Raw genomic sequence first — 813 nt, 5'->3', positions numbered from 1 at the left:
TCAAGTTGCTCTTCAAGCGCATCAACCTTACCGCTTAACTCTTCGTTCTCGAGATTCGCTTTATCGAGCTGCTCCAGAGCAATATTCATTTCACCCTGAGACACACCAGTAGCGTTTGAACCTTGAGGATCTGAACCCGCTGAATCAGATGCTTTTGAATCTTTATCTGGAACAACTAGCTTAAGTTGATCCTGATTCGCCGCAGGCTTTTGTGTTTTCGGAGCTGGTTGAATTGAAGGCTTAGAGGAAGAAGTCGGAGTCTTGGTCTTTGGCTTTCTTAGAGCAGCATTTTGCTCAATAACCGAATTGATCGCCTGATAAGCACTACGCGATGTCATTTGATCGCGCGTTGGCAAGCGCAGAATTTGGCCCGCTTTCATCTTATTGATATTTCCATCAATAAAAGCGTCAGGATTCAAATCCTGAATCGCAAGCATCACTTGTTGCGGACTAACATTCCGATCTGGACGAATGCCTGTCGCGATATCCCAAAGCGTATCTGTTGATTTAGTTGGCCCGTACGTCTCGTTACCAGCCAAGGCACCGGCTTTCGGTTTCACGCTAGAACGCACTGCCAAGTTATCTCCTTTTTCAACGGATGCAGGTGCAGAAACTTGCGGTTTTGCTTGTTGAGAGGCTGCAGGGCTAGCAACGACAGGTTTGTCTTCTGCGAAAACTGGCGGATCGATCAACAGAGCGTATTCACGCAATAAACGACCGCTTGGCCAAATTACTTCAACAAGAAAGTTAATGAACGGTTCACGGACTGGCTTTTTGGTTGTGAGAACCACTTTTGGCTCGCCACTCTCATTG

The 813-nt window shown here is 46.7% G+C and carries 1 protein-coding gene; it reads right to left on the bottom strand.

Features of this window, described 5'->3' with window-relative positions:
- Positions 1-813 (bottom strand): FimV family protein (locus tag A3738_RS27725; RefSeq protein ID WP_304440140.1); only part of this gene is annotated, 813 nt, incomplete at both ends.

The organism is Oleiphilus sp. HI0066, assembly GCF_001635725.1.
Note: the sequence above shows the minus strand (reverse complement) of the source record. Positions and strands in the feature narration are given on the sequence as shown.